This window comes from Mesorhizobium sp. STM 4661, from assembly GCF_000359125.1.
GTDB lineage: Bacteria > Pseudomonadota > Alphaproteobacteria > Rhizobiales > Rhizobiaceae > Mesorhizobium.
Window position 1 is genome coordinate 18,276 of the sequence record NZ_CAAF010000061.1, and the last position, 17,966, is coordinate 36,241.

Here is a 17,966-nt window from a genome sequence, read left to right on the forward strand (position 1 = left end):
GCCGGCTCACGCCAGGCCTTTCGGTGAGAGGCACGGAAGCGACCGCTCAGTTGATCTTCACGGTCTTCGGCCACATCTCGGCCACCATGTTCTTGGCGGCGTCGATCTGGGCTTGGCTTGCGAAGCCCACGTCCTTGTAGGCTTCAGGCGATGGAAGTTTGGCAAGGATCTCGGCCGGCAGCGCACCTGCATTCAGCATCTTGGCAAATCGAATCGGATGCGCATATCCGGCGAGGAAGCTCAACTGACCCTCGTCGCTGTAAAGATATTCCTGCCAGAGCTTGGCGGCATTGACATGGGGCGCATGCGCGCTGATCGCCTGGACATAGTAGTTGCCGAAAGGTGCTCCGTCATTGGGAATGACGACCTCGAAATCGACCTTGCCCGCTTCATCGTCACGGATCGTCAGATTGAGATAGTCCCATCGCAGAGCGATCGGCGTCTGGCCGCTGACCATGGTGCCCTTGTCGCTCTGGATCGGGTTGTAGTTTCCGGCTGCGTTCAGCGTGCCGAAGAATTCGACGCCCGGCGCGATATTGTCGAAGCTGCCGCCATTGGCCAGTGCTGCCGCCATGACGGAGGCGAAGGAGTCACCGGCGCGCAACGGATTGCCGCCCATGGAAACCATGCCCTTGTATTCCGGCTTCAGGAGATCGGCCCAGCTTCTGGGAACGTTCTTCACGACGTCCCTGTTCACGGCAAAGGAGATGATGCCGTAGTAGCAGCCCTGGAACAAGCCGTCGGCATGCTTGGCTTCAGCCGGAATGTCGGCCCATGTCGCCACCTTGTAAGGCTGCAGGAGGTTTTCGGCAACGGCCTGTAGGGCGAAGGACGGGGCGAGATCGACGCTGTCAGGTCCGCGATCCTGCCCCTTGAGGCTGCGGATGGCCTGTAGCTCTTCGGCGGAGGAGCCTTCCGGGTTGGTCGGGTTGACCGTGATGCCGTATTTATTCTCAAAATCGGTCATCATCTTGCCGAACACCCAGTTCGGCGAAAGCGCGATCACGTTGAGAGCGCCTTCCTGCTTGGCGGCTGAAACAAGCGTTTCAGCCGGGACTGACGCGGCTGCATGCGCGAATGTGGGCATGTTGAGGTTGACGAGCGAAGCGCCGAGGGCGGCCGAACCGCCCTGCAGCAGCGTTCTGCGATTGAGGTTGAAATGCGTCATGGGAGTATCCCTCTGAGAGAGTTGATTGCATGATCCGACGGGCCATGCCGTGCCTTGGGAGCGAGGGCCCAATAGGCTTGGCCGATGACGCCGTGGTGACGGATTTGCGAATTTTGTAACGGCGACTGGCTCGCTGAATCGCCAATGCTCTTCCGGTATCCAACTGATTTTTTGTCTTTTCCGGGAAATCAAAATGGCGGGCTGTCACGTGGTTGCAATGCGAGGAGAGTAGGTGGCCGGTCGATGACCGCTCTGGTACCCCCTCGGCGCGCATCCCCTATTGCAATCTGGATGCCGGGTCCTTGAAGATCGCTATCATCGCTGATCCCCACATCGGCACACAGAAAAACAATTTCGTTGCGAACTGGGAAATCTGCCGCGCGCATGTCAACGCGGCGAATGTGGATTTCACTGTCGTCCTGGGCGATCTGACCCTCGATGGCGCGAACCTGACGCAGGATTGCATTTTTGCGCGTCAGTCACTGGCCGCGCTCGAGGCACCGGTTCTGGTTCTTCCTGGAAACCACGACATAGGCGATGTTTCACGCCAGGGCCGGCAGCCGGTGAATGCCGAGCGCATCAAACGCTGGCAGCAGTTTTTTGGCAGCGACCGCTGGGTCTGCGACAGAATTCCAGGCTGGCGGCTGATCGGGGTGAACAGCCAGCTGTTCGAGACGGGGCTGCCGGAAGAGGAAGCGCAATGGCAAGATATCGCGGCTGCATTCGAGCAGGCCGGTGCTCGAAAGATCGCGCTGTTCACACACATGCCGCTGTTCCTGGAGCATTGGGATGAAGAAGATCGGCCCTATTGGACAATCCTTGGCAAGGCTCGGCGGAGGTTGCGAGCGCTCATGCAGGAATCCGGCGCCGCCATTGTCAGCGCCCATATACACAGAACGCTCTTTCAAAGCCGGCCGGGCGAACCCCTGATCGTCTGGGCCGCGGCGTCCAGTTTTCTGGCGCGCGACGAATCCATGCCGCCGCAGCCCGGCGCGGCTCTGCTCGGCGTGAGCTTCCTGACATTCGTGGCAGACAGCATGGAGGTGCGCTTCGAAAGCGTTCCAGGCGTGGAGACCACCTATATCGAAGACTACAAGGGTTCGATCTATCCGCCGCCGGCCTAGAGCAGGCCGAGATCGGCAAGCTCGCGCCTGAGTTTCGGCGGCATCTCGAACAGCCCGGCCTTGCCCTTGCCGAGATCGGCGGGCGCATCGGACGGCTTCAGGTAACGCCAGCCCTGAAAGGCGCGGCGCGGCTGCCAGTCGGTGCGCACGACCTCGGGATCGAGGATCAGGTGGCAGCGGCCGATGCCTTCGTCGTCGGTGAAGGGCCGGATTTCGGTGATCAACTGACGGCACTGGACATTGCCCTTGATCACCCAGTAGAGCGAGCCGCCGTCGGTGACCTCGGCGCCGCGCGTCGGAACCATGCGGGTGGTGTGGTATTGCTCGACCGGTTCGCCGGCACGCCGCCGCTCGTCAAGACGGAAGGCGATCCACTCCTCGAGATCCTCGACGCTGTCGCAGCCGACGCAGAGTTTTATAAGATTGAGAGACATGGCGTAAGGTTTAGTCCGGCGCGCTGATGCGTCAACGGCCTGATCGACTTCTCCACAGTGCCAAGCTTGCGCCTCAGCACTCGACGACATTAACGGCCAGCCCGCCGAGGCTGGTTTCCTTGTATTTCTCGTTCATGTCGAGGCCGGTCTGGCGCATGGTCTCGATCGCCGCGTCGAGCGGTACGAAATGAATGCCGTCTCCCTTGATGGCCAGTGACGCGGCGGTCACCGCCTTGACCGCGCCCAGCGCATTGCGCTCGATGCACGGCACCTGCACCAGTCCGCCAACCGGATCGCAGGTCATGCCGAGATGATGTTCGAGCGCGATCTCGGCCGCGTTCTCGACCTGCTCGGGCGTGCCGCCCATGACGGCGCACAGACCCGCCGCCGCCATCGCCGAGGCCGAACCGACCTCGCCCTGGCAGCCGACTTCGGCGCCCGAGATCGAGGCGTTGGTCTTGATGATGCCGCCGACCGCCGCAGCCGTCAGCAGGAAATCGCGGATGCTCGGCTGGTCGGCCTCGGGATGAAAATGCAGCCAGTAGCGCAGCACCGCTGGCAATGTGCCAGCAGCGCCATTGGTCGGCGCGGTGACGACGCGCCCGCCGGCGGCGTTCTCCTCGTTGACCGCCATGGCGTAGATCGACAGCCAGTCATTGGCGAGCAAGGGATTGGGCCGGTTCTGCTGCCACTGCTCCTGCAGCTTGTCATGCAATTGCCGCGCGCGACGGCGCACCTTGAGCCCGCCCGGCATGATGCCGTCCTGCGACAGGCCGCGATCGATGCAGCCCTTCATGGCGTTCCAGATGCCGTCGAGACCGGTGTCGAGCTCTGGGCGCGACATCTGCGTTTCCTCGTTGACGCGCTTCATGTCGGCGATGGAAAGGCCGCTTTTCGCCGCCATAGACAGCATCTCGGCGGCATTCTTGAACGGATAAGGAACCTTCTTGCCTTCGGTCGTGACCGAGCCCTTGGCCTTCATCCGCTGCAGTTCTTCCTCGGAAACCACGAAGCCGCCGCCGATCGAATAATAGATGCGCTTGAGCAGCAGTCGGTCGCCGGCATCATAGGCCGAGAAAGCCATGCCGTTGGCGTGGCCGGTGAGCGGCGTTTTGCGATCCAGCACCAGGTCCGTGGCCGGATCGAAGCGATAGGATGGATGGCCGGCCGGCGAAATCCGCTTCTCGGCGGCGACGCGCGCGACAATGCCGTCGGCCCGGTCGGGATCGACGGTCTGCGGAGTCTCACCGGCAAGGCCGAGCATGACCGCCCGATCGGAGCCGTGGCCGATGCCGGTGTAAGCGAGCGAGCCGTGCAGGCTGGCGGCGATGCGATCCACCTTGGCGCCGGCCGGACGCGGCCAGTCGTCTCCCGCGACCTCGTCGAGAAACCGCCGCGCCGCCGTCATCGGCCCCATCGTGTGCGAGCTTGATGGTCCGATGCCGATCTTGAACAGGTCGAAAACCGAAAGGAACACGCGCCGCTGTCTCCGTACCGAAACCTACATATAGGTATTCCCATGATGTTTCTGCTCTTTTGAAAGTCGCGGCGCAGCGCCTGCCGACCTTGTTTGCTCCGGCAGCGACATGGCCGCGTTCAGCCATCGAAGCGACCCCTCCGGCTGTGGTAAAAGGCAATGCATGGGCGATTCCTTCCATTTGTCGACGGCCGATCTCGCGGCACTGGCCTTCTTCCTTGTCGCATGGGTGCTGCATACGCTCGCCGCTGACGGAAGACTGGTCAGCCGCGTGTCGCTGACAACCGCAATGAACGCCCAGCGCGAAGCCTGGATGCGGACCATGGCCGAGCGCGAGATCCGCATCGTCGACACCGCCATCATGAGCGGGCTGCAACAGGGAACCGCCTTTTTCGCCTCCAGTTCGCTGATTGCGCTGGGTGGCTGTTTTGCCTTGCTCGGTGCTTCCGACCAGGTTCTTGCGGTGCTGAGCGACTTGCCCTTCGGCGAGACAGCGTCGCGCGCGGCCTTCCAGATCAAGGTATTCGGGCTGGTGCTGATCCTGGCCTTTTCCTTCTTCAAGTTCGGCTGGGCCTACCGGCTGTTCAACTATTGCTCGATCCTGATCGGCGCCGTGCCGATCCCGCATGGCGAGGCCTCGCGTAACCCGGTTACCGAAACGGCGGTGTGGCGGGCGGCGCGCATGAACATGCTGGCCGGAAAGCACTTCAATTCCGGTCTGCGCGGCGTCTTCTTCTCGATCGGCTATCTCGGCTGGTTCATCGACCCGATGGTGTTCGTGCTGTCGACACTGCTGCTTCTGGCGGTGCTGGTCCGCCGCCAGTTCTTTTCCGCCGCGCGGCAGGCGGTGATCGGTCAGCCGCCCGGCCCATCTGCTGGTCCGGGGAAGAGCCGATCGATCCGGCCCGACAGCCAATAGGCCATCAGCCCGATCCATTCGCGGACCGCGGTGGTGGTGACCTCCAGCCCGTTATAGGGGGGGAACGAGCCGATGCTTTCGGTGCCGGAGGTCATGTAGTCGACCGGCCACGGAACGGTTGGAAAGCCGGCCTTGTCGAACAGCGCCGTGGCGCGCGGCATGTGGAAGGCCGATGTCACCAGCAGCCAGGTCTCGCCCGGTTTCGGCGTCACCAGTTCCCTGGTGAAGACCGCATTTTCATAGGTGTTGCGGGATTTGTTCTCGAGGATCAGCCGATCGGCTGTCACGCCGAGCGCGGCGAGCAGGCGTGGCCCGGAGTCTGCATCGCCCTCACCTTTGACCACCATTTCAACGGTGCCACCGGAGATGGCGATTTTCGCTGTCGGAAAACGCCGCGCCAGCACGGCCGCCTCGACGATGCGGTCGCCGGCGCCGTTGATTTCATAGCCGCCACGCACGGCATTGATGGCACTCTCCAAACCGCCGCCCAGCACAATGATACCGTCGACCCTTGCTGGCAGCGGCGGCCTGGGGAAGCGGTCCTCCAGTGGACTGATCATTATTGCGCCGAGTTCCGTCCATGTCGAAAGCGCAAGAATCAGAACGGCAAGGACGGTGCCGGCGGTCGCCAATCCTCGCCGGCCGAACATCGCCGCCACCAGCCCCGCCAGCAACAGGAAGATCGCAAAATTCAACGGCTGGACAAAGAACCAGAGAAATTTGGAAAGATAGAAGAACATCCCTCACCCCCACCGCATCGGTCCGAAAACCGGAATCGATTTCCGGAAAGCACGATGCGTAGATTCAAGCGCGTTGGAGTGTGCTTTTATGCGTCCAGATGGACGCATGTCGCTCCAATGCATGCCGCCCAAAAGCGCCTAGCGGTTCTGGGGTAACTACATACATAGACCGGGGGGAAAGCGCCCCGCATCATTCAAACGCAATGCCTAAAGGACTACCACCACTTTTCAGGCTGAAAGCTGCCGGCCGCCTGCTCGATGACATGGGCGGTCTGGAACAAGGTTTCCTCGTCGAAGGGACGGCCGATCAGCTGCAGGCCGAGTGGCAGACCCTTGGCGTCAAGGCCGGCCGGTACGGCGATGCCCGGCAGCCCGGCCATGTTCACCGTCACGGTAAAAATGTCGTTGAGGTACATCTTGACCGGGTCGGCGGCCATGTCCTCGTCGGCGATGCCGAAGGCCGCCGACGGCGTAGCCGGTGTCAGGATGACGTCGACGCCCGCCGCGAACACGTTCTCGAAATCCCGCTTGATGAGGTTTCTCACCTTCTGCGCCTGCAGATAGTAGGCATCGTAATAGCCGGCCGAGAGCACATAGGTGCCGATCATGATGCGGCGCTTGACCTCGCGGCCGAAGCCGGCGGCGCGGGTCTTCTCATACATGTCGACAATATCCTTGCCGGGCACGCGCAGGCCATAGCGGACGCCGTCATAGCGGGCGAGGTTCGACGAGGCCTCGGCGGGCGCCACGATATAGTAGGCCGGCAAGGCATATTTCGTGTGCGGCAAGGAAATGTCGACGATCTCGGCGCCGGCATCCCTGAGCCAGGCAATGCCCTTCTGCCACAGCGTCTCGATCTCTTCGGGCATGCCGTCGATGCGATACTCCTTCGGGATGCCGACCTTCATGCCCTTGATCGGTTTGCCGATCGCCGCTTCGTAGTCGGGCACCGGCCGGTCGACCGAAGTGGTGTCCTTCGGATCGACCGAAGCCATGGATCTGAGCAGGATCGCGGCGTCGCGCACGTCGCGGGCGATCGGCCCGGCCTGGTCGAGCGACGACGCGAACGCGACGATGCCCCAGCGCGAGCAGCGGCCATAGGTCGGCTTGATGCCGACCGTGCCGGTGAAGGCGGCGGGTTGGCGGATCGAGCCGCCGGTGTCGGTGGCGGTGGCGCCGGCGCACAGGAACGCCGAGACGGCCGAGGCCGAACCGCCGGACGAACCGCCCGGCACGAGCTGGGCATTGTCCAGCGTGCGCGCGGTCCTGGTGCCGCCGGCCGAGACGAAACCGCCATCGCCCTGATGCGTGGTCGGCATCACCACAGTGTCGAGGCGCGAACGCCGCCACGGATTGACGACCGGACCATAGTAGGACGTCTCGTTGGACGAGCCCATGGCGAACTCGTCCATGTTGAGCTTGCCGAGCATGACGGCGCCATCGGCCCACAGATTGCCGGTGACGGTCGATTCGTAGCGCGGCTTGAACCCGTCCAGCACGTGGCTGCAGGCCTGGGTGTGAATGCCTTCGGTGCCGAACAGATCCTTGATCCCGAGCGGGATGCCTTCGAGCGAACCGCCCTCACCCTTGGTCAGTTTCGCGTCCGAGGCCTTGGCCATATCGCGCGCCTTGTCGTCGGTAACCGCGACATAGGCGTTGAGCGCCGGATTGGCCCGCTCGATCGCCGAGAGATAGGCTTCGGTGATCTCGGTCGCGGTGATTTCCTTGGCGCGCAGCTTGGCGCGGGCCTGTGAAATCGTGAGTTGCGTCAGGTCGCTCATCGGGCAAGGCTCTTTTCGTAAAACACCGACCACTCGGTATCGGGATAATCCAGAACCGGACCGCAGCGCGAGAAACCGGCGCGCTCGTAGACGGTCCAGGCGGCGGGGTGGCGGTCGCCGGTTTCCAGCACCAGGCGCTTCAACCCTTCGCTGCGCGCCAGCGCCTCGACCCGCTCGACGATTTTCGCGCCGATCTTCTGGCCGCGATGCGACGGCCGCGTATACATGCGCTTGACTTCGCCAATGGCGCCGTCGTGGCGCTTGAGCGCGCCGCAACCGATGGCAAGGCCGTTGTCGCGGGCGATGAAGACAGTCGTGTCCTTGCCTGCCATCTGCTCGACGGTCAGGTGGTAGCAATGCTCCGGCGGCGTCAGCTCAAGCAGCGTGGTGTTGAGCTCGTTGATCAGCCTGCGCACATCGTCCTGCAATGGCGTCTCGATGGCGATTTCGATTGCCATCGGCCGCTACTCCACGACCTTCGGAACGAGGAAGAAATTCTCTTCCGTCGCCGGCGCGTTGGCGACGATATCCGCCGCCTTGTTGCCGTCGGTGACAACGTCCTGGCGTTTCTTCATCTCCATCGGGGTGACCGAGGTCATCGGCTCGACGCCGGAAACGTCGACCTCGTTCAACTGCTCGACAAAGCCGAGGATGGCGTTCAACTCGCCGGTCATGCGCTCGGCATCCTCCTCGCTCACCGCAATGCGGGCGAGACGCGCAACGCGCTTCACAGTCTTGACATCAACGGACATATTTGTCGCCTCGGGAAAACCAGGTCGCGCTATAGCGGCGCGGCGCGTGCCGCGCAACATGCATCATGCCGACAACGCGGCCGGAAGCCTCATGGCAGCGCCACGCCGTCGCAGAGGAAATAGCTGCCGCTGTTGCCGCTTGCCTCGCTCTCATCATCGACGGGCCGGACGGAAACCAGGTCGACCTGCTTCGGGCTCATTTGCGTGACCGACAGAACGTCCGGAAAGAGATAGCCCGGTTCCTGGCAGATGGCGGTCACCGCCCAGCTCGGCGAACGTGTCGCCTTGGTGATCTCAAGGAATTCGCAATTGTATTCGATGCTTTCCAGGCCGCGGGCCGACAGCACAATGTTGCCGGCCTCGATCACCGTCTGCAGCGTATCCTTCTTGGCTTGAGCGCAAAGCTCCTCGGATTGGAGATAGACACCCTCGATGAAATCCTCCGCGGCCGGCGCAGGCGATGCCGCAACCAGCATCGAAATGCAAAGAGAACTCCTCAAGGCCATGTTTTCATTCCGTTTTGGTATCTTCTACCCAGTATCGTCTACAAGGTAATCATCTCGCCGATCTTCGGCAATGCCACTTTCACATCCGACCCGTCCATTCCGGCCACGAACTTTTCGGCGGTCGGGTCGATGATCGGAAACGTGCCGAAGTGACCGGGGACGACCGTATCGAAATCGAAGAAGCGCCGGCAGGCAAGGGCCGCCACCGCGCCGCCCATGGTGAAGCGATCGCCGATCGGCACGATGCCGATCTTCGGTTCGTGCAATTCGTTGATCAGCGCCATGTCGGAAAAAATGTCGGTGTCGCCCATATGGTAGAGCGTCTTGTCCTCCGGAAAATGCAGCACAAGCCCGCCCGGATTGCCGAGATAGACGTTCTGGCCACCTTCGATGCCGAACGATGAGGAATGCAGCGCCTGGACGAAGGTGGTGGTGAAACCGCCGCAATCGACAGTGCCGCCGATATTGCCAGGGTTGATCTTCTTCTCGCTGGCGCCCTTGCCGACCAGGTACATGCAGATCTCAAAATTGGCGACCAGCATGGCGCCGCTTTTCCCGAGCACCTCCAGCGCACCGCTGACATGGTCGCTGTGGCCGTGCGTCAACAATACATGCGTGACCCCTTCCGCTGGTCCTTCCCAGCCGCCTGTCCAGGTTGGATTGCCGATCAGATAGGGGTCGATGAGGATTTTCGCGTCCGCGGTCTCGATGCGGAATGCCGAATGGCCGTACCAGGTCAGTTTCATGAATGCTTCCTCGATTTTTGCTTCGCTAGAGGATAGAACGCCGACGGCAAAGTTAAAGTGCTGCTGCGTCCTCTGCGCGTACAGGACGCACCGCGCCATAGTCAAAAGGAAAGCGGTTGAGCGTCATCACGATCGAGGAGTTGCCGGCGCGGCTCGGCGGCGGCAAGACGCTGGCCGGGCTCGATCTCGGCGACAAGACGATCGGCGTGGCGGTTTCCGACCGGGGTTTTTCCTTCGCCCATCCGCGCCCCGTCATCATGCGCCGGAAATTCTCGCTCGATGCCGCCGCGCTGCTGGCCTTGCTGCAGAAGGAGAATGCCGGGGCGGTGGTGCTTGGCCTGCCGGTCAATATGGACGGGTCGGAGGGTCCGCGTGCCCAAAAATCCCGCGCTTTTGTTCGCAACATGGCTGGCCTGACCGACCTGCCCTTCGTTTTTTGGGACGAGCGGCTGTCGACGGTGGCGGCCGAGCGGACATTGATCGAGATGGATTTTTCACGCAAGAAACGCGCCGGCAAGATCGATTCGGCCGCGGCCGCCTTTATCTTGCAGGGCGTTCTCGACCGGCTTCAGACGCTTGGCGTCGATGCCTGGTCGAAATAGCGGTCGCGCATTGTCCTTAGCCAGCCGCCGATCGCCCGGCGCCGGCGAAACGCCCAAAACGCCATCAAGAGCAACCCGTCGATGACGCAGGCCTTCGCTACCATGCCGGGAATGATCGCCGGATCGACGCCAAGCATCTGCCCGTAAAGCTGGAAGACGAGATCATGCAATTGCCGGCTGAGCATGACATAGCCGAAATTGATGTCGTTGAGCGACAGGAAGAACCAGCCCCAGAACAGGACGAGCGGAGCGGCCCAGAGTGCGAACAGGTAACGCATCAGCTGCCATCCCTCGGTTTGGTGTCCGATCGACCGGAGATGCGCGACAGCAAGGAACCGTGCGCCGCGTCCTTCGCCATCAGATGCGCGGCGGCCCGGATGTCGGCTCTGGCCGGAACCGCCGCGGCAAAGGCCGAGCGCCGCTCCGCAAGCATGGCGACATAGGAAGCCAGAAGTGCGGCCAGTTGCACGGCGACAGCCATGAACAGCCCGTTGATGCCTTGCGCGGCGCCACCGACCAGAATCAGCGACAACACGCCGGAAGCCGAGATGAAGGCGGTGCGCACGACGCTGTCGACAGCTTGCGGGTCTGGCACGCCGCTGATCAGGGTTTCGACGAAGGCCCAGCAAAACAGCACCGCGACAACAAGCAATGCGACGGCAAGCGGCGCCACGACGAAGGCGTTTTCGAGATCGGCGATATGGGCATTCTGAATGGCGACGCCCAACACGCCGAGCGCTGCCGCAACGCCGCGATTTCCGTCAATGCAGATGAACGCCAGCAGGGCGAAAGCCACTGCCCAGTGCAAGGCCAGAAAGGAGGTCAATCGATACCGCATGGCGTTCCTGCTTTGGTAAACAGGACAGTGGGCTTTGCAGCTTGCCGCCGCAATGGAAACCATTTGTTAAGGTTAACGGTCATCCACAGGGACGCGACAAAGGACGAATTCCCTGTCAAAACCCTCTCAATTGACCGGCGGATAGAGCGTGTCGATGATCATGCGGGCATCGTGACGCGAATCGAGCATGCCATAGGTGTTGCGCCACTGGCCGGCGAGCCGCGTCTCGACGAAAGCATCGGCGATCCGCCCTGCTCCCAGCCGGCGCAGCTCCGCCGCCGCCGCCGACAGCGCCAGTTGCTCTGTCAGCAGTCTCGCCGAGCCCTCGTCGGTTGCCGCCACCTGCATCGCCGCCTTGAGCACGCCGATGGTGCCACGCCCGCCGGCGCCGAGATCGCGGTCGATGCCGGTCAGCACCTCCTCGAACAGGCCGGGCGCCCGGCCGAGCACGCGCAGCACGTCGAGCGCCATCACGTTGCCGGAACCCTCCCAGATCGCATTGACCGGCGCTTCGCGGTAATAGCGGGCAAGCGGCGCTTCCTCGACATAGCCATTGCCGCCGAGGCATTCCATCGCCTCGTAAAGCAGCGGCGGCGCGATCTTGCAGACCCAGTATTTGACGACCGGGGTCATGGCGCGGGCAAAGGCCGCCTCGCCGCGGTCGCTGGCCGCCTCGTCGAAGGAACGCGCCAGCCGGAACGACAGCGCGGTGGCGGCGGCAACGTCGAGCGCCATGTCGGCCAGCACGCGTTGCATCAGCTGCTGCTCGATCAAATTGGCGCCGGACACCTGGCGGTGACGCGTGTGGTGGACGGCCTCGGCCAGCCCTGCCCGCATGATCGCCGACGAGGCGACGGCGCAGTCGAGCCTGGTCAGCGTCACCATATCCATGATCGTCTTTACGCCCGCGCCGGGCTCGCCGACCATCTCGCCGATGGCGTTGACGAACTCCACCTCTGACGACGCATTGGAGCGGTTGCCGAGCTTGTCCTTCAGCCGTTGGAAGCGGAAACCGTTGCCCGACCCGTCGCCGAGAATGCGGGGAACGAGGAAGCACGAAAGCCCCTCCGGCGCTTGCCCGAGCACCAGGAAGGCATCCGACATCGGCGCCGACATGAACCATTTGTGGCCGGTGAGCCGGTAGAAGCCGCTGCCGGCGCGCTCAGCCCTTGTGGTGTTGGCGCGCACATCCGTGCCGCCCTGCTTCTCGGTCATGCCCATGCCGAGCGTCAGCCCGGTCTTTTCGACCGGCGGCTTCTGGCTTTGGTCGTATTTGCGCGTCGTCACCCTGGGCGCCCATTCGCGAAACAGCTTCGGGCTGGCCATCAACGCCGCCAGCGATGCGCTGGTCATGGTGATGGGGCAGAGATGCCCGGTTTCGAGCTCGGCCGTCAGATAGAAACGGGCGGCGCGCACCTGATGACGGCGGCCAATCTCGGCATCGCCATTTTCCCAGACCGAGGAATGCAGTCCGTTGGCCACCGAACGGCGCATCAGCGCATGATAGGCCGGGTGGAACTCGACCTGATCGATGCGCCGGCCTTGCCGGTCATGGGTCCTGAGCTTCGGCGTCTCGACATTGGCGAGACGGGCCAGTTCCTGCGCCTCCTGCGTCAGCACGAAACGGCCAAGCGCGTCGAGATCCTTGCGCACCGGATCGGAGAAGCGCTCGGCAAGCTGGATCAGCAACGGATCGCCTCGCCACGCATTGCCGCCCGTCAGCGGCGGCGGCTGGTTCGTCACGTCGTCGGTCACGCACTGTCCCTGTTGTCTGAAGGCCACGAAGTTGTCTGAAGGCTACGAATCCGAAGCCGTTGGCGGTTATAGCTCAAGCGTTGCTGCGCGCGCGACGAAAAACCGGGGAGAATGGCCGCAATCCAAAGCTGGTGCTTGCAGCCACGGAATCTCCCCCCTATAGCAGCGCCTTGAGATGACCGACGCTTCGTCCCTGCCGCTTTATCCCCACCGCCATCTTCTGGGCATCCGCGATCTTTCCCCCGCCGACATCGAGCTTTTGCTCGACCGGGCCGACCGAGCGGTGGCGATCTCCCGGCAGCCGGAGAAGAAGACCTCGACGCTGCGCGGCCGCACCCAGATCAACCTTTTCTACGAAGCCTCGACCCGCACGCAATCGTCGTTCGAGCTGGCCGGAAAGCGGCTCGGCGCCGACGTCATGAACATGTCGGTGGCGAGCTCCTCGGTGAAGAAGGGCGAGACGCTGATCGACACGGCGATGACGCTGAACGCCATGCGTCCCGACATCCTTATCATCCGCCACCAGTCGGCGGGTGCCGCGGCACTTCTGGCGCAGAAGGTCGGCTGCTCGGTGGTCAATGCCGGCGACGGCGCGCACGAACACCCGACGCAGGCGCTGCTCGACGCGCTGACCATCCGCCGTGCCAAGGGGCCGCTGTCGAGGCTGATCGTGGCGATCTGCGGCGACATCCTGCACTCGCGCGTGGCGCGCTCCAACATCATGCTGCTCAATGCGCTCGGCGCCCAGGTACGCGTCGTCGCCCCGTCGACGCTTTTGCCCGCCGGCATCGAGAAAATGGGCGTCATCGTCACCCGCTCGATGGCCGAAGGCCTCAAGGACGCCGACGTGGTGATGATGCTGCGCCTGCAGCGCGAGCGGATGGAAGGCGCCTTCGTGCCTTCGGTGCGCGAATACTTCCGCTATTTCGGCCTCGACGCCGAGAAGCTGAAGGCGGCCAAGGATGACGCGCTGGTGATGCATCCAGGCCCGATGAATCGCGGCGTCGAGATCGCCTCGGAAATAGCCGACGGCCCGCAGAGCGTCATCCAGGAACAGGTGGAGATGGGCGTCGCCGTGCGCATGGCTGTCATGGAAGCGCTGCTCGACCCCCGCCGCAACCAAGAGGGCCGTGGCGCATGAGCACGACGGTCTTTGAACGCGTTCGCATCATCGACCCATCGCGCGGCACCGACGAGGTCGGCGCGGTCATCGTCGAAGGCCGCAAGATCATTGCTGCCGGCAAGGCAGCGCTCAACCAGGGCGCTCCCGAAGGCGCCACAATCATCGATGGCGCCGGCAAGGCGGTTATCCCCGGCCTGATCGACGCCCGTGTTTTCATCGGCGAACCCGGTGGCGAACACCGCGAGACCATCGCTTCGGCCAGCGTGGCGGCGGCAGCCGGCGGCGTGACTTCCCTCGTCATGATGCCCGACACCGACCCGGTGATCGACAATGTCGCGCTGGTCGAATTCGTGCTGCGCACCGCCAAGGATACGGCCAGCGTCAACATCTTTCCGGCGGCGGCGATCACCAAGGGCCTCGAAGGCCGCGAGATGACCGAGTTCGGCCTGCTCCTCGAGGCCGGCGCGGTCGCCTTCACCGACGGGCGCCACACCATATCGAGCGCTCTGGTGATGCGCCGCGCGCTGACCTATGCGCGCGATTTCGGCGGCGTGATCGCGCATGAAACCCAGGATGCCGACCTCGCCTCATCAGGCGTGATGAATGAGGGCCTCTATGCAAGCTGGCTCGGCCTTGCCGGCATTCCACGCGAAGCCGAATCCATCCCGCTGGAGCGCGATCTGGCGCTGGCGCGGCTGACCGGCGGCGCCTATCACGCGGCCAAGATCTCGACGGCGATGGCGGCGGCAGCGGTGTCGCGGGCCAAGGCCGACGGCGCCAATGTCACATCAGGCGTGTCGATCCACAATCTGTCGCTCAACGAGAACGATGTCGGGGAGTACCGCACCTTCTTCCGGCTGACGCCGCCATTGCGCGCCGAGGAAGACCGGTTGGCGATGATCGAGGCGGTCAAGGACGGCACCATCGATATCATCGTCTCCTCGCACGACCCGCAAGACGTCGACACTAAGCGCCTGCCCTTCGCCGATGCGGCGGCTGGAGCCATCGGGCTGGAAACGCTGCTGGGTGCCGCGTTGCGGCTCTATCACAACGGCGATGTGCCGCTGCTCCGGCTGGTCGAGGTGCTGTCCACCGCTCCGGCAAGGCTCTTTGGCCTGCCCGGCGGAACGCTGAAGCCGGGCGCGTTGGCCGATCTTGCGTTGGTCGATCTCGACGAGCCATGGATCGTCAGCGAAAGCGGCATTCGTTCGCGCTCGAAGAACACCTGTTTCGAAGGCGCGCGGCTGCAAGGCAAGGTCTTGCAAACGATGGTATCGGGACGCACAGTGTTTTCGGCCTAGGCCGACCGCAGCGCGTTGCGCGGCAATCCGGTCGGCTGGTGAAACACGGGGGGAAACAATGGCTTACGGTCCCGTCTTGGCGTTGGTGTTCGGCTATCTGCTCGGCTCGATTCCGTTCGGGCTTCTGATCACCGGTGCCGCCGGCCTTGGCGACGTTCGCAAGATCGGCTCCGGCAACATCGGCGCCACCAATGTGCTGCGCACCGGCAACAAGGGCCTCGCCGCCGCCACGCTGGTGCTCGACGCGCTGAAAGGCACGGCAGCCGTGCTGATCGCCGGCCGCTTTGCTCCGGAGCTTGGGCTTTGGGCCGGGCTTGGCGCTTTCCTCGGCCATCTCTTTCCAGTCTGGCTCGGCTTCAAGGGCGGCAAGGGCGTGGCAACCTATCTCGGCGTGCTGATCGCCCTGGCCTGGCAGGTGGCGCTGATCTTCGCCGTCGTCTGGCTGGCGATCGCGCTCCTGGCCCGCTACTCCTCGCTGGCCGCGCTGACGGCTGCGATCGTCGTACCGATCGCGCTCTATTTTCTCAGCACGCCTCAGATCGCCGGCCTGTTGGCGGTGATGAGCCTGATCGTCATCATAAAACACCGGGCCAACATCTCGCGGCTGCTTGCCGGCACCGAGGGCAAGATCGGGGCCAAGGGATGAGCCAGCGTTCCGCCGGGCCGCGCCTCAGCGACCGGCAGCGGCTGAGCTGGCTTCGTTTGATACGAACGCCGAATGTCGGCCCGGCGACCTTTCGCGATCTGATCAATAGGTTCGGCTCGGCCGAAGCAGCACTGGAGATATTGCCAGAGCTGATGATCTCGGGCGGCGCCAACCGCATCGCCCGCATCCCGTCCATTGCAGAGGTTGAAGCCGAGCTGGAAGCCGCTGGCCAAGCTGGTGCCCGCTTCGTCGGCATCGGCGAGGCCGACTACCCGTCGCTGCTGAAGAGCATGGATCATCCGCCACCGCTGCTCGCGGTCAGGGGCGAAGGCGCGGTGTTCCGCTTGCCGGCCGTGGCCATCGTCGGCGCCCGCAACGCCTCGCTGGCCGGCATCAAGATGGCGCGGACGCTCGCCGCCGAACTCGGCCGCGACGGCTACGGCATCGTTTCCGGCCTGGCGCGCGGCATCGACACGGCAGCACACCAGGGCAGCCTTGCGACCGGCACGATCGGTGTACTGGCCGGCGGCATCGATATGCCCTACCCGCCCGAGAATGCCGGCCTGTGCGACGAGATTGCCGAGCGTGGCGGCGCCATCATCTCGGAAATGCCGTTCGGCTGGCAACCGCGCGCCCAGGATTTTCCGCGCCGCAACCGCCTTGTCGCCGGCGCTGCCCTGGGGCTGGTCGTGGTCGAGGCCGCGCAACGCTCCGGCTCGCTGATCAGCGCCAGGCTTGCCGGCGAGATGGGCCGGCTGGTCTTCGCCGTCCCCGGCTCGCCGCTCGATCCGCGCGCGGCCGGCACCAACGGCCTGCTCAAGGACGGTGCCACCCTTGTCACCGAGGCGTCGGACATTTCCAGCGCGATCGCGCCACTGGTCGGTACGCAGATGCCAAGGGCGCCGCTCGAAGAACCGCCCGACTTCTCTGTGACGCCACCGCCCGGCGAGGACGATCGCGCCCGCGTCATCGAAGCGCTCGGCCCGACGCCGGTGGCGGTCGACGAGATCATCCGCCACACCGGCCTGCATCCGGCCCAGGTCTTCATGGTGCTGCTGGAACTCGACCTCGCAGGCCGGCTGGAGCGTCATGCGGGCGGGAACGTGTCGCTGGTTTGATCGAGGTTTTCCGGGTGGTCTCGGCTACGAGGCCCTTACCACGATGGGACGGGCGGTTGGGAGAACTGCTATCACGTGCGGCCCTCTGCGGTCCAAGTCATTGCAGGCTTTGCGCATAGGAATCAAAGTTTGCTCTGGCTCCAAGGGCGACGACCGGCAGATGCTTCTCACCGATGCATCCTGATTGGCTCTTGCTGCAAGCCACTCCGCTCTGTCCCGCGTCAAACCGATGAGGCAAGTACCGGCGAAATCCGCAGGCGCATCCACGGTCGTATCAAAGACGGCCCATGTGCCAGTAGGCTCTTGAACGGTCAAAAACATCATAACAGCACCCGCTAATATATAGCGCTCGAACTTACGGGACGAAGCTTTGTTAGTGCATCGATCAAACGAAGGAGAGTTTCGTGCCAACACGCGCCGGCGGATTAATATGTGCGTTGGCTTTGGGCCGGAGCCGCGTCACCGGCTACCCGTCCTCGCTGGCGAAGCAATTGTTGTCGATTTGTCATTGGGAAGAATGGCCGGCGCCACTTTGGGGGGCGTTGGGGTAGATTGCCTGATGGGCGCCGGCCAAGCGGAAACCAGGTCCGCCGCCTGTGTATAAAGGCTAAGTTCGCGAGACTTGCTATGGCGTGATCGCGGAAGGCCTCAATCGCGGACCATCGTTTTGTTGGTGAGCGCGTCGGGGTTCGAACCCGAGACCTACTGATTAAAAGTCAGTTGCTCTACCGGCTGAGCTACGCGCTCCCGCGGGCTCAAAAATGCCGCCCTCGAAATTGCGCGGAACATAGGGAGAGTGCTTCGGCCGGTCAACCGGAAAAAGAGGGTGCGCAAGCCAGGTTCTTTCGCGCCCTCGCAGCGTCTCGCGCGTTGCGTCGGCAAGGGCGGGAACGGCCTTCGAAAAGAAGCGGAAGGCCGGCTTTCTCGTAGAGGCCG

The 17,966-nt window shown here is 63.6% G+C and carries 19 protein-coding genes and 1 tRNA gene; 7 read left to right on the forward strand and 13 right to left on the reverse strand.

What is annotated here, in order from left to right:
• Positions 1-46 precede the first annotated feature (46 nt).
• Complete coding sequence (locus tag MESS4_RS19515; protein WP_006334643.1) at positions 47-1,168, reverse strand: extracellular solute-binding protein; 1,122 nt, start codon at positions 1,166-1,168, stop codon at positions 47-49.
• 302 nt (positions 1,169-1,470) lie between these two features.
• On the opposite strand from MESS4_RS19515, the gene MESS4_RS19520 reads away from it, so the two are divergent.
• The gene (locus MESS4_RS19520; protein WP_006334645.1) at positions 1,471-2,292 is read left to right on the forward strand and encodes a metallophosphoesterase; all 822 of its coding nucleotides are present in this window, start codon (positions 1,471-1,473) and stop codon (positions 2,290-2,292) included.
• On the opposite strand, the gene MESS4_RS19525 is transcribed toward MESS4_RS19520, so the two are convergent.
• Both MESS4_RS19525 and MESS4_RS19530 read right to left on the reverse strand, forming a co-directional pair.
• Positions 2,289-2,726, reverse strand: coding sequence for a DUF1489 family protein (locus MESS4_RS19525; RefSeq protein WP_006334655.1), 438 nt, complete (start codon positions 2,724-2,726; stop codon positions 2,289-2,291). The two genes, MESS4_RS19520 and MESS4_RS19525, sit on opposite strands and share 4 nt — an antisense overlap.
• 73 nt (positions 2,727-2,799) lie before the next feature.
• Entirely contained in the window at positions 2,800-4,203 is a 1,404-nt protein-coding gene (locus MESS4_RS19530; protein WP_006334657.1) for an L-serine ammonia-lyase, read from the reverse strand.
• A gap of 163 nt (positions 4,204-4,366) precedes the next feature.
• On the opposite strand from MESS4_RS19530, the gene MESS4_RS19535 reads away from it, so the two are divergent.
• Complete coding sequence (locus MESS4_RS19535) at positions 4,367-5,122, forward strand: DUF599 domain-containing protein (protein WP_006334663.1); 756 nt, start codon at positions 4,367-4,369, stop codon at positions 5,120-5,122.
• Here MESS4_RS19535 and MESS4_RS19540 read toward each other — a convergent pair.
• The 6 genes from MESS4_RS19540 to MESS4_RS19565 form a co-directional block, all read right to left on the reverse strand.
• The gene (locus MESS4_RS19540) at positions 5,059-5,862 is read right to left on the reverse strand and encodes a YdcF family protein (RefSeq protein WP_006334670.1); all 804 of its coding nucleotides are present in this window, start codon (positions 5,860-5,862) and stop codon (positions 5,059-5,061) included. The genes MESS4_RS19535 and MESS4_RS19540 overlap by 64 nt on opposite strands.
• Positions 5,863-6,077: 215 nt before the next feature.
• A complete protein-coding gene (locus MESS4_RS19545) occupies positions 6,078-7,643 on the reverse strand; it encodes an amidase family protein (protein ID WP_006334672.1) in 1,566 nt (521 codons plus the stop codon).
• Positions 7,640-8,101, reverse strand: a complete 462-nt coding sequence (locus MESS4_RS19550) for a GNAT family N-acetyltransferase (protein WP_006334674.1) — start codon at positions 8,099-8,101, stop codon at positions 7,640-7,642. The genes MESS4_RS19545 and MESS4_RS19550 overlap by 4 nt, the downstream gene beginning before the upstream one ends.
• Positions 8,102-8,107: 6 nt before the next feature.
• Positions 8,108-8,395 carry an Asp-tRNA(Asn)/Glu-tRNA(Gln) amidotransferase subunit GatC gene (gene gatC / locus MESS4_RS19555; RefSeq protein ID WP_027044576.1) on the reverse strand — a complete coding sequence of 96 codons (288 nt, stop codon included), beginning with the start codon at positions 8,393-8,395 and terminating at the stop codon, positions 8,108-8,110.
• Positions 8,396-8,484: 89 nt separating this feature from the next.
• A complete protein-coding gene (locus MESS4_RS19560; RefSeq protein WP_081609797.1) occupies positions 8,485-8,901 on the reverse strand; it encodes a hypothetical protein in 417 nt (138 codons plus the stop codon).
• Positions 8,902-8,939: 38 nt separating this feature from the next.
• Positions 8,940-9,647, reverse strand: a complete 708-nt coding sequence (locus tag MESS4_RS19565; RefSeq protein WP_006334683.1) for a metal-dependent hydrolase — start codon at positions 9,645-9,647, stop codon at positions 8,940-8,942.
• Positions 9,648-9,763: 116 nt separating this feature from the next.
• Between MESS4_RS19565 and ruvX the strand changes: the two genes are divergently transcribed.
• The gene (gene ruvX / locus MESS4_RS19570) at positions 9,764-10,249 is read left to right on the forward strand and encodes a Holliday junction resolvase RuvX (protein WP_006334685.1); all 486 of its coding nucleotides are present in this window, start codon (positions 9,764-9,766) and stop codon (positions 10,247-10,249) included.
• On the opposite strand, the gene MESS4_RS19575 is transcribed toward ruvX, so the two are convergent.
• The 3 genes from MESS4_RS19575 to MESS4_RS19585 form a co-directional block, all read right to left on the reverse strand.
• Entirely contained in the window at positions 10,216-10,527 is a 312-nt protein-coding gene (locus MESS4_RS19575) for a DUF6105 family protein (protein ID WP_006334687.1), read from the reverse strand. The genes ruvX and MESS4_RS19575 overlap by 34 nt on opposite strands.
• Positions 10,527-11,087, reverse strand: coding sequence for a hypothetical protein (locus tag MESS4_RS19580; RefSeq protein WP_006334689.1), 561 nt, complete (start codon positions 11,085-11,087; stop codon positions 10,527-10,529). The genes MESS4_RS19575 and MESS4_RS19580 overlap by 1 nt, the downstream gene beginning before the upstream one ends.
• 126 nt (positions 11,088-11,213) lie before the next feature.
• Complete coding sequence (locus MESS4_RS19585) at positions 11,214-12,842, reverse strand: DNA alkylation response protein (protein ID WP_006334690.1); 1,629 nt, start codon at positions 12,840-12,842, stop codon at positions 11,214-11,216.
• Between the two features lie 175 nt (positions 12,843-13,017).
• Between MESS4_RS19585 and MESS4_RS19590 the strand changes: the two genes are divergently transcribed.
• From MESS4_RS19590 to dprA, 4 genes are read left to right on the forward strand one after another with little or no spacing between them, the layout of a single operon-like run.
• Positions 13,018-13,983, forward strand: coding sequence for an aspartate carbamoyltransferase catalytic subunit (locus tag MESS4_RS19590; protein ID WP_006334691.1), 966 nt, complete (start codon positions 13,018-13,020; stop codon positions 13,981-13,983).
• Positions 13,980-15,266, forward strand: a complete 1,287-nt coding sequence (locus MESS4_RS19595) for a dihydroorotase (RefSeq protein WP_006334692.1) — start codon at positions 13,980-13,982, stop codon at positions 15,264-15,266. The genes MESS4_RS19590 and MESS4_RS19595 overlap by 4 nt, the downstream gene beginning before the upstream one ends.
• Before the next feature lie 58 nt (positions 15,267-15,324).
• The gene (plsY, locus tag MESS4_RS19600) at positions 15,325-15,912 is read left to right on the forward strand and encodes a glycerol-3-phosphate 1-O-acyltransferase PlsY (protein ID WP_006334693.1); all 588 of its coding nucleotides are present in this window, start codon (positions 15,325-15,327) and stop codon (positions 15,910-15,912) included.
• The gene (gene dprA, locus MESS4_RS19605; RefSeq protein ID WP_006334694.1) at positions 15,909-17,030 is read left to right on the forward strand and encodes a DNA-processing protein DprA; all 1,122 of its coding nucleotides are present in this window, start codon (positions 15,909-15,911) and stop codon (positions 17,028-17,030) included. Before plsY ends, dprA begins: the two co-directional genes overlap by 4 nt.
• Before the next feature lie 671 nt (positions 17,031-17,701).
• Here the strand turns inward: dprA and MESS4_RS19610 are convergent.
• Positions 17,702-17,777: transfer RNA gene (locus MESS4_RS19610), tRNA-Lys, on the reverse strand.
• Between the last annotated feature and the right edge of the window lie 189 nt (positions 17,778-17,966).

What these genes read in the sequence shown, in the direction of transcription:
- MESS4_RS19515 (WP_006334643.1), bottom strand. Translation starts at nt 1,168, where the DNA reads ATGACGCATTTCAACCTCAATCGCAGAACGCTGCTGCAGGGCGGTTCG.
- MESS4_RS19525 (WP_006334655.1), bottom strand. Translation starts at nt 2,726, where the DNA reads ATGTCTCTCAATCTTATAAAACTCTGCGTCGGCTGCGACAGCGTCGAG.
- MESS4_RS19535 (WP_006334663.1), top strand. Translation starts at nt 4,367, where the DNA reads ATGGGCGATTCCTTCCATTTGTCGACGGCCGATCTCGCGGCACTGGCC.
- MESS4_RS19540 (WP_006334670.1), bottom strand. Translation starts at nt 5,862, where the DNA reads ATGTTCTTCTATCTTTCCAAATTTCTCTGGTTCTTTGTCCAGCCGTTG.
- MESS4_RS19545 (WP_006334672.1), bottom strand. Translation starts at nt 7,643, where the DNA reads ATGAGCGACCTGACGCAACTCACGATTTCACAGGCCCGCGCCAAGCTG.
- MESS4_RS19550 (WP_006334674.1), bottom strand. Translation starts at nt 8,101, where the DNA reads ATGGCAATCGAAATCGCCATCGAGACGCCATTGCAGGACGATGTGCGC.
- gatC (WP_027044576.1), bottom strand. Translation starts at nt 8,395, where the DNA reads ATGTCCGTTGATGTCAAGACTGTGAAGCGCGTTGCGCGTCTCGCCCGC.
- MESS4_RS19560 (WP_081609797.1), bottom strand. Translation starts at nt 8,901, where the DNA reads ATGGCCTTGAGGAGTTCTCTTTGCATTTCGATGCTGGTTGCGGCATCG.
- MESS4_RS19565 (WP_006334683.1), bottom strand. Translation starts at nt 9,647, where the DNA reads ATGAAACTGACCTGGTACGGCCATTCGGCATTCCGCATCGAGACCGCG.
- MESS4_RS19575 (WP_006334687.1), bottom strand. Translation starts at nt 10,527, where the DNA reads ATGCGTTACCTGTTCGCACTCTGGGCCGCTCCGCTCGTCCTGTTCTGG.
- MESS4_RS19580 (WP_006334689.1), bottom strand. Translation starts at nt 11,087, where the DNA reads ATGCGGTATCGATTGACCTCCTTTCTGGCCTTGCACTGGGCAGTGGCT.
- MESS4_RS19590 (WP_006334691.1), top strand. Translation starts at nt 13,018, where the DNA reads ATGACCGACGCTTCGTCCCTGCCGCTTTATCCCCACCGCCATCTTCTG.
- MESS4_RS19595 (WP_006334692.1), top strand. Translation starts at nt 13,980, where the DNA reads ATGAGCACGACGGTCTTTGAACGCGTTCGCATCATCGACCCATCGCGC.
- plsY (WP_006334693.1), top strand. Translation starts at nt 15,325, where the DNA reads ATGGCTTACGGTCCCGTCTTGGCGTTGGTGTTCGGCTATCTGCTCGGC.
- dprA (WP_006334694.1), top strand. Translation starts at nt 15,909, where the DNA reads ATGAGCCAGCGTTCCGCCGGGCCGCGCCTCAGCGACCGGCAGCGGCTG.